The organism is Euzebya rosea (assembly GCF_003073135.1).
GTDB lineage: Bacteria > Actinomycetota > Nitriliruptoria > Euzebyales > Euzebyaceae > Euzebya > Euzebya rosea.
Map to the genome: position 1 here is coordinate 233029 of NZ_PGDQ01000004.1, position 12988 is coordinate 246016.

Annotated in this window: 10 protein-coding genes; 6 read left to right on the top strand and 4 right to left on the bottom strand. The window is 71.7% G+C overall.

Going from position 1 to position 12988, the window contains the following annotated elements; all coding sequences use genetic code 11:
- Nucleotides 1–84 precede the first annotated feature (84 nt).
- The 3 genes from CUC05_RS06215 (at nt 85) to CUC05_RS06225 (ending at nt 3103) form a co-directional block, all read left to right on the top strand.
- A complete protein-coding gene (locus CUC05_RS06215; protein WP_157965280.1) occupies nt 85–903 on the top strand; it encodes a hypothetical protein in 819 nt (272 codons plus the stop codon).
- Nucleotides 904–1001: 98 nt separating this feature from the next.
- On the top strand, nt 1002–2438 hold the full coding sequence (locus tag CUC05_RS06220; protein WP_108665217.1) for a GuaB1 family IMP dehydrogenase-related protein: 1437 nt from the start codon (nt 1002–1004) through the stop codon (nt 2436–2438).
- 2 nt (nt 2439–2440) lie between these two features.
- Entirely contained in the window at nt 2441–3103 is a 663-nt protein-coding gene (locus CUC05_RS06225) for a DUF6882 domain-containing protein (protein WP_108665218.1), read from the top strand.
- Here CUC05_RS06225 and CUC05_RS06230 read toward each other — a convergent pair.
- Nucleotides 3100–5076, bottom strand: a complete 1977-nt coding sequence (locus CUC05_RS06230) for an alpha/beta hydrolase family protein (RefSeq protein WP_205712153.1) — start codon at nt 5074–5076, stop codon at nt 3100–3102. The genes CUC05_RS06225 and CUC05_RS06230 overlap by 4 nt on opposite strands.
- Before the next feature lie 132 nt (nt 5077–5208).
- On the opposite strand from CUC05_RS06230, the gene leuS reads away from it, so the two are divergent.
- Together leuS and CUC05_RS06240 are read left to right on the top strand one after the other, a co-directional pair.
- Complete coding sequence (leuS, locus tag CUC05_RS06235) at nt 5209–7854, top strand: leucine--tRNA ligase (RefSeq protein WP_108665407.1); 2646 nt, start codon at nt 5209–5211, stop codon at nt 7852–7854.
- Between the two features lie 25 nt (nt 7855–7879).
- Nucleotides 7880–8668 (top strand): ABC transporter ATP-binding protein, encoded by a 789-nt coding sequence (locus CUC05_RS06240; protein WP_108665219.1) that lies wholly within the window; start codon nt 7880–7882, stop codon nt 8666–8668.
- 47 nt (nt 8669–8715) lie between these two features.
- On the opposite strand, the gene CUC05_RS06245 is transcribed toward CUC05_RS06240, so the two are convergent.
- Nucleotides 8716–9534: a sensor histidine kinase gene (locus CUC05_RS06245; protein WP_108665220.1), complete on the bottom strand. Its 819-nt coding sequence runs from the start codon at nt 9532–9534 to the stop codon at nt 8716–8718.
- A gap of 184 nt (nt 9535–9718) precedes the next feature.
- Here CUC05_RS06245 and CUC05_RS06250 point away from each other — a divergent pair, with 184 nt between their 5' ends.
- The gene (locus CUC05_RS06250) at nt 9719–11704 is read left to right on the top strand and encodes a M13 family metallopeptidase (RefSeq protein WP_108665221.1); all 1986 of its coding nucleotides are present in this window, start codon (nt 9719–9721) and stop codon (nt 11702–11704) included.
- On the opposite strand, the gene CUC05_RS24535 is transcribed toward CUC05_RS06250, so the two are convergent.
- Both CUC05_RS24535 and CUC05_RS06255 read right to left on the bottom strand, forming a co-directional pair.
- A complete protein-coding gene (locus CUC05_RS24535; RefSeq protein ID WP_157965281.1) occupies nt 11683–11841 on the bottom strand; it encodes a hypothetical protein in 159 nt (52 codons plus the stop codon). The genes CUC05_RS06250 and CUC05_RS24535 overlap by 22 nt on opposite strands.
- 84 nt (nt 11842–11925) lie before the next feature.
- Entirely contained in the window at nt 11926–12969 is a 1044-nt protein-coding gene (locus CUC05_RS06255) for a serine hydrolase domain-containing protein (RefSeq protein ID WP_108665222.1), read from the bottom strand.
- Nucleotides 12970–12988: the final 19 nt, after the last annotated feature.

The window sequence follows — 12988 nt, forward strand, 5'->3', positions numbered from 1 at the left end:
GTACCCAGCGGACTCGTCGGCGCAGCCACATCGCGGGTCGCCGGTGGGGCAGGATGGCAGCCCGACAGGCAGGAGCGACGCTCGGTGGAGAACAGGGCAGACGGCACGGCAGCACGGTCGGTGCTGCGGGCGAGCCGGTGGCGGGTGCAGCGGTTGTTGGGTGCGGGGGTGGGCCCGCTGCTGATCGGCGCGACTCTCGTGGCCGGTGCTGACGGCGGCGTCCGGGAGGCGCTGGGGCAGCTCGTGAGCGCGGCCGGGGTGATCCTCGCCTACGGCGCCTCGCGGTACTGGTGGTCACTGCGCGGGTTGTCGGACGGGGCGGGGCTCGGGTGGACGCTCACCCTCACCACCCTGCCGGCGGGTGAGCTTCCGACGGGCACGGCGCGGGTCAGGCCCCTGCGCCCGTGGCTGCCCGGCCCGCTCGACAACGCTCGGCCCAGGGTCGTGGTCGCCGAGCGGTACCCCAACCCGCCGTCGTGGTGGCAGGGGCAACGGTTCGGCTTCGGGCCGCTGGCTCGCTGGGCGCGGGCCGGGGTTCGGGTCGCCGTCCGGTCGTCCCCGGCAGGCGACCGGATCCTCGTCGGTCCGCCGGGGCACGCCGGGGTGGTCCTGCGGCGCATCGCCGACCCACAGCTGCCCGAGGCGCGCCGTCGCGACCTGATGATCGGGCGGGCGAACCGGATCAGCATCGGCGGCGCGGTCGGCGTCGGCGTCGTCCGGCTGCTCGGGGCGATCGGGGTGCCCGACCGGTTGGACGTCCTCGAGGGCGCCGTCTTCCTGGTCGGGACGGTGGCGACCCTTGCGGTGGTCCTGGGCCTTGCCTGGCGGATCGCGCTGATGGTGCGGGCGCTGCAGGAGGACCGGGCGGTGGTGGATCCGGTCGCCACGACCCTGGCACGCTGACCCGGGCGAGGGCTGCCGCTGGTCGGCCCGTGGCCGTCGGGTCCTGCTCGTCGGGGTGACCCCTCGTCGGGGGGTGCGGCGCCGTCTACGGTGGCCGGGTGCGATTCCTCGACGGCCACGTGCCGCCCAACGACCTGACCTACGACGACGTCTTCCTCGTCCCCGGCTCCTCCGACGTGGAGTCCCGGTTCGACGTCGACCTGGCCCCCGGCGACGGCTGCCCGTCGACGATCCCCATCGTGGCCGCCAACATGACGGCGGTGTCCGGCCGACGCATGGCCGAGACGCTGGCCCGGCGTGGAGCGATGGCGGTCATCCCCCAGGACATCCCCGCCGACATCGTGGCCGACGTGGTTGCCGGCGTGAAGGCCGCCCACACCGTCTACGAGACCCCCATCACGCTGGTGGAGACCGACACCGTCGGTGAGGCCCAGAACCTGCTGCACAAGCGGTCGCACGGTGCTGCTGTCGTCCTCGCCGACGACGAACCCGTCGGGGTCGTCACGCAGGCCGACCTGCACACCGTCGACCGGTTCACCCAGGTGGGCGAGGTCATGTCGACGGAGCTGCTGACCCTGCCCGCCGGCCGTACCCCGAGGGCGTACTTCGACACGCTGCATGCCGCCCATCGTCGGCTGGCGCCCGTCGTCGACGCCGATGGACGGCTCGTGGGGCTCGTGACCCGTGAGGGTGCACTCCGGTCCCACCTGTACCGCCCTGCGCTGGACGCTGACGGCCGGCTCGCCATCGCGGCGGCCGTCGGGATCAACGGTGACGTGGCGGCGAAGGCCAAGGAGCTGCTGGAGGCGGGGATCGACACCCTCGTCGTCGACACCGCCCACGGGCACCAGGCCCGTATGCTGCAGGCGCTGCAGGCCGTCCGGGGACTGGACCCACGGGTGCCCGTCGTGGCCGGCAACGTCGTCACGGCCGAGGGCACGCGGGACCTGATCGCCGCCGGAGCCGACGTCGTCAAGGTCGGCGTCGGGCCGGGCGCGATGTGCACCACCCGGATGATGACGGGGGTGGGCCGGCCCCAGCTGTCAGCGGTCCTCGACTGCGCCGCCGCGGCTCGCGAGGCCGGCGGACACGTCTGGGCCGACGGCGGCATCCGCCACCCCAGGGACGTGGCGCTGGCGCTGGCCGCCGGCGCGTCGCAGGTCATGATCGGGTCGTGGTTCGCGGGGACGCACGAATCACCCGGCGACCTGCTCGTCGACGCCGACGACCGGTCCTACAAGCTGTCCTTCGGCATGGCGTCCTCGCGGGCGGTGTCGCGCCGCACCCGCGACGACGACGCCTTCGACCGGGCCCGCAAGGCCATGTTCGAGGAGGGGATCTCCTCGGGGCGGATGTACCTGGACCCCGACAACCCGGGGGTGGAGGACTTGCTCGACCAGATCACCGCCGGGGTCCGCAGCGCCGCCACCTACGCAGGCGCGCGCTCGTTGGCGGCCTTCGCCGACCGCGCCGTCATCGGCCTGCAGTCCCTCGCCGGCTTCACCGAGGGCAAGCCCCTCCAGGCGGGGTGGTGAGGATGGCTGACCTGCCGCTGATCCTGGACCTGGCCGCCGAACACGTGCCGGCCACCCTGCTGCGCCAGCAACGGCTGGCCAGGCTCGTCGGTGGAGAGGTCGGCGAGCTCGACCTCGAGGCCGGTGTCGCACGGTTCGGGTCGGAGATGCAGTTCGCCGCCCAGCTCGTCGGCGCGACCGACGAGGCCGCCGACACCTTCACGTGGGCGTGGGCAGCGAAGGACGGGGCGTTCGACCCCAGCTTGCTGACGGGCGTGACCGCGCTGCGCGACTACGGCCGCGCCAACGACGTGGAGGAGCTGGCCGAGGCTGTCTGGTCCGTCCTCGACGTCGACCCCTTCCTGCTCGCGGCGATCGCCCGCGGCTGGACGCAGGCGTCGGCCATGTACCGCTTCCCCTACCTGGACGGGGCCATGTACGCCCTGCTCGGCGACGTGCCGTTGCCGCCGGTCCAGGCCCAGGAGTTCGTGCAGGCCCTGACCACGGGGGTGGCCCTGGCCCCGATGGACCACCGGGTCGCCACCGTGGCGCTGTGCCGTGACGCCGGCCTGTCGACCACCGGCCTCGACGAGATCGTCGTCGCCACCATCGGCACGACCGCGGTGACCGTGGCCTTCACCCGCGATGGCCGCATCGACGGCGTCGACATCACCGGCGTGCGTTAGGTGCGGGTGCCCGGGTCGAACTCCGGCAGGTCGATGTCGTCGGCCGGGTCGAAGCCGAGCGCCCGTCCGTAGAAGGCCAGCCGGGCCTCGAGGGAGCGGGTGATGTTGGCGGCCTTGCGGAAGCCGTGCTGCTCGCCCTCGAACAGGATGTAGGCGTGGGGGATGCCCCGTCGCCGCAGCGCCGCGACGATCAGCTCGGCCTGCGCCGGGGGGACGACCGCGTCCTCGTCGCCCTGCAGCACGATCATCGGCGTGGCCAGCGATTCGACGTGGGTGATGGGGGAGCGGTCGACGTACACCTGCTCGTCCTGGGGCCACGGGCCGACCATGGAGTCGAGGTAGCGCGACTCGAACTTGTGGGTGTCGGTCGCCAGGGCACGGAGGTCCGCCACCCCGAAGAGGCTGCCGCCGGCGGCGAAGGTGTCGGTCGTGCACAGCGCCAGCAGGGTGGTGTACCCACCGGCGCTGCCGCCCTCGATGATCAGCCGGTCGGGGTCGGCGAGGCCGGCCGCGACCAGGTGGCGGGTGGCCGCGATCGTGTCGGCCACGTCGTGGATCCCCCAGTTGCCGCGCAGCGCATCCCGGTAGGCCCGGCCGTAGCCGATCGACCCGCGGTAGTTCACGTCGACGACGGCGAACCCGCGTGACGTCCAGTACTGGGCGGTGCCGTTGATGGTCGTCCGGGCGGCGCTGGTCGGGCCGCCATGGGTCAGCACGACCAGCGGCGGCCGTTCGTCGTCGGGGCCGACGTGGGTGGCGCTGGTCGGCGGGTAGTACAGGCCGTGGGCCACCGCGTCGTCGGCCGTGGGGAACGTGATGTGCTCGGGGACGGCCCCGATCCGTGCGGCGGCGTCCTCCCGTTCGGCGCTCAGGCGGGTCGCCGTCCCAGTGGTCGGGTCGACCCGGAAGACGCCCGTGGGCATGGCGGGGCCGCCGGCGATCATCGCCAGGTCCTTGCCGACGGTCGCCAACGATCCGACCAGCCCGACACCGTCGATGTGGAGGGCGGTGCCGCTCCCGGTCCCGTCGATCCGTCGGGCATGGGCGTACCCGTCGGACAGCGTCTGGACGTGGATCGCGCCGTCGGCCACGGTGATCTGACCGATCCCGTGCACCCAGCGGGGTGCGCCGCTGTCGACGGCCTCCTCCTGCAGCCGTTCGACCGGCCCGTCGGACCAGGCGAAGACGTTCCACCAGCCGTCCGGGTCGTCGCTGAACAGCAGCCGGTCGCCGTCCCAGCAGGCATCGGCGACCGCGCTGCCGTCCCCGCCGGCCACGTGCACGGCGTCGCCGAGCGCCGGTCCGTCGTCGGCCATCATGTCCGCGACCCACAGCTCGGCGGCATCCCACGGCATGTCGGGGTGATCCCACTGCAGCCACGCCACCCGTGTCCCCGCGGCGTTCACGAACGGGCCGCCGACGAAGTCCGGACCCGTGACCAGGACCGTGGTCCTACCGGAGGAGATGTCGACGTGGACGATCTCGTTGATGGCCTCCTCGGCCCCGTGGACGTTGACGTTGGACCGGGGCCGGTCGGGGCCGTGGGTCTCGCGGATGGCCAAGAACGCCTCACCGCCCGGCAGGACGGCCATCCCGGCCCATCGGATCCCGGCGGGGGTCGCCGGCTCGGGGGTCACGGGGACGGCGTCCCCGTCGGCGATGCGATGGACCCGCTGGTCCTCCCAGCTGCAGGCCAGCACGACGCCGTGGCCTGCACCGAGCGCGCCGCCGCCGTACTCACCGACCCTCGTCCGGGCGTTGAAGCCCGCGGGGGACAGGACCTCCCGACCGTCCGCGCCCGACCGGACGACCGCGACGCGCCCACCGTCGGTGGGGTCGCTCTGCAGCCACAGGACGTCCTCGCCGTCGACGGCGAGGTCGTTGTACCCGACGGATGCCGCGGCCAGGTCGGCGGCGGACAGCGGGGACGGCCAGGTGCCGTACGGGGCGACGGTGCGGTCGGTGTCGGGCACGGTGGGTTCCTCCTCGGTCGGGATGACCGAGACCCTAGTCGCCGTGTGGTGGCGACGTCGCCGACGATGCTCGGTCGAACGGGCCCCGGCCACCTCGCCTGCTGGGTGACTCGCCGCGTACCCTCGGGCACGATGAGCAGCGACACCACCGGCGCCCCACGCAGCCATGCCTACGACCCCGCCACCATCGAACCCAGGTGGCAGGCGTACTGGGCCGAGCACGAGACCTTCAAGGCGGTCGAGGACCCCTCCCGCGAGAAGTTCTACGCCCTCGGCATGTTCCCCTATCCCTCCGGGTCGGGGCTGCACGTCGGCCACCCCGAGAGCTACACCGCCGTCGACCTCGTCGCCCGCTACAAGCGGATGAAGGGCTACAGCGTCCTCAACCCGATGGGCTTCGACAGCTTCGGCCTGCCGGCCGAACGCGCCGCCCAGCGCGACGGCATCCACCCGGCGGTCATCACCGATGAGCGCATCGAGTACTTCCGTACCCAGCTGCGCCGCCTCGGCTTCTCCTACGACTGGTCGCGCGAGGTCGTGTCGTCCCACGCCGACTACTACCGCTGGACCCAGTACATCTTCCTGAAGCTGTACGAGAAGGGGCTCGCCTACCTCGACGAGGTGCCCGTGTGGTGGTGCGAGGCCCAGGGCACCGTGCTGTCCAACGAGGAGGTCGTGGACAACCGCTACGTCGAGACCGGTGATCCCGTCGTCCGGCGCAACATGAAGCAGTGGATGCTGCGGATCACCGAGTACGCCCAGGAGCTCCTCGACGACCTCGACCAGCCGCTCCCCGACGGGCAGCAGCTGGACTGGCCCGAGGGTGTCCTGGAGATGCAGCGCCAGTGGATCGGACGGTCCGAGGGTGCGGAGGTCTCCTTCAGCATCGACGGGGCCGACGAGGACTTCGTCGTCTACACCACACGGCCCGACACGCTGTTCGGGGCCACCTACTGCGTGCTGGCCCCCGAGCACCCGCTGGTCGCGTCGATCACCACCGACGCGCAGCGCGCCGAGGTCGAGGCGTACGTCGAGAAGGCCATCTCCCGCTCCGAGCTGGACCGGCAGATGGGCGACGCCAAGGACAAGACGGGTGTGGACACCGGCGCCCGGGCGATCAACCCCGTCAACGGCGAGGCCGTGCCGATCTGGGTGGCCGACTACGTGCTGTCCAGCTACGGCACCGGCGCGATCATGGCCGTGCCAGCCCACGACGAACGCGACCACGCCTTCGCCCGCAAGTTCGGCCTGCCGATCGTCCCGACGTTCAGCGTCCCCGCGGGGGTGGACGTGCAGGAGGAGGCCTTCGCCGGCAGCGGCACCGTCATCAACTCCGGCCAGTTCGACGGCATGACGACGGAGGAGATGAAGCCGGCGATCATCGATTGGCTCGAGGCGGAGGGGAAGGGCGAACGCAAGGTCAACTTCAAGCTGCGGGACTGGCTGTTCAGCCGTCAGCGCTACTGGGGCGAACCGTTCCCGTTCCTCCACATCCTCGACGACGAGGGGAACCCGACCGGCGAGATCGTGCCGGTGCCCTACGAGGACCTGCCGGTCGAGCTGCCGCACGTCGACGAGTACAAGCCGACCGCCACCGGCGAGCCGCCGCTCGCCCGCGCCACCGACTGGCTGTACACGACCGCGCCCGACGGTCGTCCGGCGATGCGCGAGACCAACACGATGCCGCAGTGGGCGGGGTCGTGCTGGTACTACCTGCGCTACACCGACGCCAGCAACACCGAGCTGCCGTTCAGTCAGGAGAACGTCCGCTACTGGGGTGATGTCGACCTCTACATCGGTGGGGTCGAGCACGCCGTCCTGCACCTGCTGTACGCCCGCTTCTGGCACAAGGTCCTCCACGACATCGGGCTGGTGCCCACGCGGGAACCGTTCACCCGGCTGGCCAACCAGGGGATGATCCTGGCCAACAGCTACCGGCAGAGCAGCGGCAAGTACGTCCACCCCGATGACGTCGAGCAGCGCCCCGGCCGGACGGTCACGATGACCAGCGCCCACACCCAGGAGGAGGTCCGGACCGACTGGTTCGTCACCGGCACCGACACCCCCGTGGAGCAGAAGTCGGGGAAGATGGGCAAGAGCCTGAACAACTCCGTCGACCCGCTGGAGATCATCGAGCGCTTCGGCGCCGACACCCTGCGGCTGTACGAGATGTTCATGGGCCCGCTGGACCAGACGAAGGTCTGGAACACCTCCGGCTGCGAGGGCATCCACCGCTTCCTGTCGCGGACTTGGCGGCTGTTCGTCGACACCTCCGACTCCGAGACGGGCGGGCAGCTGCGTCCCATGCCGGAGGAGACGCCCCGCGAGGTCCGCAAGGCCCTCCACACCGCCATCAAGGAAGCGACGACGGGCATCGAGGAGCTGAAGGTCAACACGCCCATCGCCAAGATGATGGAGCTGGTCAACACCTGCAGCGGCGAGCCGATGGCGAAGGCCGACATGGAGGCCTTCGTGCTGATCCTCTCGCCCTACGCACCGCACCTGGCCGAGGAGCTGTGGTCCCGCATGGGCCACGACGAGTCGCTGGCCAACGAGCCCTGGCCGGAGTGGGACGAGTCGGCGCTGGTGGAGGACACCATCACCATCGCCGTGCAGGTCCAGGGCAAGCTGCGGGGCACGGTCGAGGTGCCCAACGGCGCCGACAACGACACGGTGCTGGCCGCCGCCAGGGCCGAGGTTGCCGCCCAGCTGGACGGCAAGGCGATCCGCAAGGAGATCGTCGTCCCCGGCCGCCTCGTCAACTTCGTGGTGGGGTGACCACCGCCACACGACGAGGGACCCCATGGACACCGCGATAGAGCTCCACGCCGTCGGCATGACCCGCCAACGGCAGGTCGTGCTCCACGACGTCGACTGGCGGGTCGAGGACGGCGAACGGTGGGTGCTGCTCGGCCCCAACGGCGCCGGCAAGTCCAGCATCCTCAAGGTCGCCGCGACCTACGACCACGCCTCCACCGGCACCATCCGGGTGCTGGGCGAGACCCTGGGCCGCACGCTGGTCCAGGACCTGCGCCTGCGGCTGGGGTACACCGCGTCCTCCCTCGAACGGCTGATGGACCAGCGGATGTCCGTCCGCGACGCCGTGGCCAGCGGGTTCGACGCCAAGCTGGTCAGGTTCGGGTCCACCCACGACGAGGAGCGGTGGGCGGCGGTCGACGCAGCGCTGGACCGAGTGGGCCTGGCCGCCATCGCGGACCGGCGGCTGGACCTGCTCAGCGAGGGCGAACGCCGGCGGGTGCAGATCGCACGCGCCACCCTCACGGGGCCCGAGCTGCTGCTCCTCGACGAGCCGACCGCGGGGCTGGACATCGCCGGGCGGGAACAGCTGCTCGGACTGCTCGAGGACATCGCCGCCGACCCCGCCGTGCGGGCGGTTGCGTTGGTCACCCACCACGTCGAGGAGATCCCGCGAGGGTTCACCCACGTCGCCCTCGTCGCCGGGGGGACGATCGTCGACGCGGGTCCGATCGAGCAGACCCTCACCTCCGACGCGCTGTCACGGGTCTTCGACCATCCGCTCGAGGTGCGGCATCGGGACGGCCGGTTCGCCGCCCGCGGCCTGAAGGGCTGACAGGCGACTGCTCGGCCGACCGGCGCAGCCGGGTTCGAGCGGACCGGTCAGCCCGTGTCCTCCGCCGGGACCGGCAGCCGCAGCAGGAAGGCGGCCCCACCCTCCGGCGACGGGGATTCGTCCAGCCACAGGGCACCCCCGACCGCCTCGACCAGCCGTCGACACAACGCCAGGCCCACCCCCGTGCCGGTCCCGCGCGCCTTGTCGAGCCCGCGCTGGAAGATGGTGAAGACCCGGTCGCGGTCGGCCTCGTCGATCCCGACGCCGTTGTCGCCGACCCGCAGCGTCACCTCCTCGGGGTTGCGTTGGAGGACCTCCACCGTAATCCGCACCGACGGGACGCCGGCGTGGCGTGCCGCGTTCTCGGCGAGGTTGTCGAGCAGTCGATGGGCGTCGACGGCGGCCATCGCGACCTTCCCCACGGGTTCGCCGACAAGCCGGGCCTCCGGATGCCGGGCCCGGAGCTCGCTGGCGACCTGCTCGATGACGGGGTCGAGGTCGGTGGTCGCGGTGCGCCCTGCGACCGTCCCGGCGGCGAGGACCTCCAGGAGTCCGTCGATCAGCTCGATGGTGTAGTCGGTCGAGGCCACGAGTCGTCCCAGGATCTCCGTCAGCAGCGGCTCCTCGATCTGCCTGGCGTCGAGGAGCTTGGCGAACCCGCTGATCGTGGACAACGGGTTCTTGATGTCGTGGGTGGCCGATGCCGCGACGGCGCGGAGCGTGGCGTGTTCCTGCTCGGTGGCCTCGAGGGTCCGGTACAACCGCGCGATGGCCCGTTCGGCGATCTGCTCGGCTTCGCGCCGTGCCTGTCGCTCCCGCTCGACCACACGCCGCAGCCGGGCGATCTCGTCGTCCCGGCCGGTCACGACGGATCCTCGCGCAGGCCGGCGCCACGCTGCGCGCAGCAGGAGTGGGTCCCGTTCACCTCGCCATCATGCGCCATCGCACCGTCCGTCGGGGGCTGGCACGACCGATGGTCGGCTGCCCCGGCCTCCCCGAGGTGACAGCATGGCGGGTCCCGACCCGTCCCGACGAAGGCCCCACCTGCCCATGAGCGTTGCACGCGACTTCGACACCATCGACGACCTCGACCTCGACCCGGCGGTCCGGCCGCAGGACGACCTGTTCGGCCACGTGAACGGCAGGTGGGTCGAGCGCACCGAGATCCCCGACGACCGGGCCACCCACGGGTCCTTCGCCATCCTCAACGACATGTCGGAGGAGCAGGTCCGCACGATCATCACCGACGCCGCGGAGGGACGGATCACGGGCGAGGAGGCCACCAAGATCGGTGACCTGTACGCCAGCTTCGTCGACGAGGAGACCGTCGAGGCGCTGGGCGCGGCACCGCTGGAGTCCACGTGGGGTGCGATCGCTGGCCTCGGCGACACCGACGAGCTGGTCGCCCTGATGGGTCGGCTGGCGCGGGAGGGTGTCGGCGGTGTCGTCTCGTTGTCTCCCTGGGTGGATCGGGGCAACCCCGAGCGGTACCTGCTGCACTTCGCCCAGAGCGGCCTCGGCCTGCCCGACGAGTCCTACTACCGCCTCGACGAGCACGCGGAGATCCGCAGCGCCTATGTCGGCCACGTCGAGCGGATGATGGCCCTCGCCGCCGAGCACGGCCTGGACCCCATCGGGGGCCGCGACGCCGCCGGTGCCGCGGAGGACGTGATGGCGCTCGAGACCCGTTTGGCCGCCGCCCACTGGGACCGCACGGCCACCCGCGACGCGGTCCGGACCTACAACCTCGTCGACGCCGACGGGCTGACGTCGTTGCTGCCGACCGCACCCACCTGGCTGACGGCGATGGGCCTGGCGGAGTCGCAGTGGACCGAGGTCGTCGTCGGGCAGCCCGACGTGCTCGAGGCCGTGTCCGTCGCGCTGGAGGAGGTCGACCTCGGCGTGTGGCAGCGGTGGCTGGCGTGGCGGGTCCTCCGTGGAACCGCGTCCTACCTCTCCTCGCCGTTCGTCGACGAACGCTTCGACTTCACCGGGCGCATCCTGACCGGCGCCAAGGAGCTGAAGGAACGCTGGAAGCGGGGGGTGGCCACCGTCCAGGGGGTGATGGGCGAGGCCGTCGGCAAGCTCTACGTGGAGCGCCACTACCCGCCGGAGGCCGAGGCGCAGATGGCCGAGCTGGTCGACAACCTGCTGAAGGCCTACGAGGCGCGGATCTCCACGCTCGAGTGGATGGCGGAGGAGACCCGCAAGGAGGCGCTGGCCAAGCTGGCGACGTTCCGCCCCAAGATCGGGCGGCCGGTGAAGTGGCGCGACTACGGCGACCTGGTCATCGATCCTGCCGACCTGGTCGGCAACCTCCGACGGGCGGCGGCGTTCACGTTCGACTGGGAGGTCGGCAAGGTCGACCGGCCGGTTGACCGTGACGAGTGGTTCATGACGCCGCAGACCGTCAACGCCTACTACAACCCGGCGATGAACGAGATCGTGTTCCCCGCTGCGATCCTGCAGCCGCCGTTCTTCGATCCCACGACCGACCCGGCCTACAACTACGGCGCGATCGGGGCGGTCATCGGGCACGAGATCGGCCACGGGTTCGACGACCAGGGGTCGCGCTACGACGGGTCGGGGACCCTGCGTGACTGGTGGACCGAAGGCGACCGCGAACGGTTCGACGAGCGGGCGCAGGCGCTGAAGGACCAGTACTCGGCGTTCTCCCCCCGCGACCTGGGTGAGGAACACACCGTCAACGGCGAGCTGACGGTGGGGGAGAACATCGGGGACCTCGGCGGGGTCGCCGTGGCCCACCACGCCTACCGGCTGTCGCTCGGCGGGCAGGAGGCGCCGGTCGTGGACGGACTCACCGGCGACCAGCGCTTCTTCGTGGGTTGGGCACGGGTCTGGCGGGTGGCCAGCCGGAAGGAGGAGGCGATCCGCCGCCTGACGGTGGACCCGCACTCCCCGCCGGAGTTCCGGGTCAACGTCGTCCGCAACATCGACGCGTTCCACGAGGCCTTCGCGACCTCCCCGGAGGACGGGCTGTGGCTGGAGGAGGATCAGCGCGTCGCCATCTGGTGACGGTCGACGTCGGCCGACTCCGCGGACTCGACGGTCACCGACTCGCTGGGGGAGTCGGTGGCCACGGCGGCCCCACCGAAGACGCTGAGCAGCAACATGCCGAGGAGGACGGCGATGGTGACGGTGCGAGCGGTCATGGGTGCACTCCCGGATGGTGGAGGGTTCTCGGTGCACCCAACGAAACGACCTCCACCGCGTGACGGTTGAGGTCATTCCGGGGATCACGAACGGGCTAGTCCGTCCACCGTTGCCTCGAGCTCGTCCAGCGCACCCGGGAGGGGGACACGGGCGGTGACCAGCCCGACCGAGAGCCCCGACGAGTGGTCGTGCCAGGCGCCGCATCCGCCGATGCCGCCCATGCCGAAGAACGGGTCGTCGACGCTGGTCCCGAGCGCCCAGTCGTAGTGTCCGCCCATGGCCTGGTCCTCGCCTGAGGTGTGGGCGGTCCAGGACCGCTGCTGGAGCTCGGGGCCGAGTGTCTGCCGGCCCCAGTCGCCGGCCCAGGCCGCGTAGAGGCGGGCCAGCCCGGCGGCCGATGCCCAGCCGGTGACCGCGGGGGCGAGCGGGGCGCGGCCGGGGGTGAGCGCGTTGATCCACGCCACGTCGCGCAGCGGCTCGAGCTGCTGGAGGAGTTGGGTGAGCAGCGGCGGACGTCCGGGCCCCAGGGCGGCGAGGACGCCGTCAGGGTCGGTCAGCGGGACGGCGTCGGCTGGTGGGGTCATGACCAGGTCGAGGCCGAGCGGACCAGCGACGGTCTGGTGCCACAGGTCGTCGATCCGCTCGCCGGTCGCCTGCTGCAGGATGGCGCCGACGAGGTGGCCGTAGGTGTACACGTGCTCGCACGGCACGCCGGGTGGTGACCAAGCCGGTTGGTCTGCCAGGCGGTCGGTGGCCTTGTCGAGGTCGAAGAGGACGCCGATGTCGATGCCATCGTCGGGCCAGCCGGGCACGCCGGCACCGTGCGACAACGCCTGGGCGATCGTCACGCCCTGCTTGCCGTGCGCGCCGAAGGCCGGCCAGATGTCGGCGACCGGGGCGTCGAGGTCGAGCAGCCCGCGGGCGGCAGCGACGACGGCGGTCAGCCCGACCGCGGCCTTGGTCACCGAGTAGAGGAACACCGGGTTGTCGACGGTCATCGGTCGTGGCCCCGGACCGCCGGCCAGCGAGACCACGGTGTTTCCGTCCCGATCGATGACATGCAGTGCCAGCGGGTGGAGGATCGCGGCGTCCTCGAAGGCCCGCTCGACGTCGGCGATGGTGCTCACGACAGCCCCCTGTCGGTCG